This window comes from Chelativorans composti (assembly GCF_039541695.1).
GTDB classification, from domain to species: Bacteria; Pseudomonadota; Alphaproteobacteria; order Rhizobiales; family Rhizobiaceae; genus Chelativorans; species Chelativorans composti.
Genome location: NZ_BAABGS010000001.1, coordinates 1 through 1,327 on the forward strand (window position 1 = coordinate 1; position 1,327 = coordinate 1,327).

General features: G+C 55.6%; 1 protein-coding gene and 1 pseudogene. Both read right to left on the minus strand.

Annotated elements, in window-relative coordinates; genetic code table 11:
- Window positions 1–218: transposase (locus ABD906_RS00005; RefSeq protein WP_345097528.1), on the minus strand; the 218-nt coding region annotated here is incomplete at its 3' end.
- A gap of 166 nt (window positions 219–384) precedes the next feature.
- Window positions 385–1,327 (minus strand): annotated as a pseudogene (locus ABD906_RS00010) (IS3 family transposase); the annotation flags it as partial.

The window sequence follows — 1,327 nt, forward strand, 5'->3', positions numbered from 1 at the left end:
GCCTTGCGAAGCCGTTCGTTCTCCTTCTGGAGATCCTTCAACTGCCGAAGCTGGTCACGGCTCATGCCGCCATATTGCTTGCGCCACCGGTAGAACGTCAGTTCGACAACGCCGATCTGGCGAACGGCATCCGCCATCGCCATGCCTTGGCCGCGCAAAACCTCAACCTGCCGCAACTTCGAGACAATCTCGTCGGGCTTGTGTCGCTTGTTTGCCATTGTGGTCCTCCTTCATGGTCAAAACCATACTTCAAGGTGGACCCGTTCAATGGGGGTGGATCAGGTGCCACAAAGCAGGCTCCGGATATTCTTTCGTTCACATCCATTTTTTCTGCCAAGAATGGCGTATACGGATATGGAGTTGCCCCATAAAAACCGGACAGGATCAGGTTTCTGTTTGACGGTTTAAGAACTCACGCGGCGACCGATACCCCAATGCCTTGTGCGGGTGAAGCGTGTTGTAATGCTCGAACCACAAAGGCAGTTGGGTAATGACGGTTTTGGCGTCCGGAAGGGGATTGACTGAGACGTAGTCACGCTTGAAGGTTTTGACGAATGCTTCAGCCATTCCGTTGGACTGCGGGCTGCGAACAGGTGTCGAGCAAGGCTCCATCCCGATATCGAGCAGCAGCGTTTTCGTATCCTTCGCAATAAAGCACGAGCCGTTGTCAGTCAGCCATTCTATGGGCTTTGGAAGGGTGTTGATGCGCCCGAAGCGATTTTCGACGGCGGTAATGACCAGGTCTTGAACATCCTCGCTCTTGATGCCTTCGGTAGTGGCGACATGTGCGATGGCTTCGCGATCACAGCAGTCCAGAGCAAAGGCAACGCGGACCTTCTCTCTGTTATCGCAACCGATCTCGAAGCCATCCGAGCACCAGCGTAGGTTTGACTGCTCCACAGCAACGCGGCCGTCGTGGCGGCGAGTGTCGATTGCACCCGTATGGCGTTGGAGAAGCAATCCATGCACCTTCATCACCCGGTAGACGCGCTTGACGTTTGGCCACGAGCGGCTCTCGCGCAAAGCGTTACGGCGCAGAATGGCATGAACCCGGCGGTATCCATAGGTCGGCATATCGGCGATGATCGCCTTGATTTCATTCACCAGGTCATCTTCCGCGAGCGGAGGTCGTCCACGGGCTTTGGAAGGAAGCTGCTTCGCCCGTTGCGCCATATTTGATCGGGCGACACCGAAAGCCTCGCATACAGCCGTCATCGGAAACTTCCCTTCGGCAACGACAGCGAGCGCAAGAGATGTTTTTTTGGGCCAGCAGCGATCTCAAGCGCCTCTTTGAGGATTTCGCCCTCCATCGTCTTCTTACCGAGCA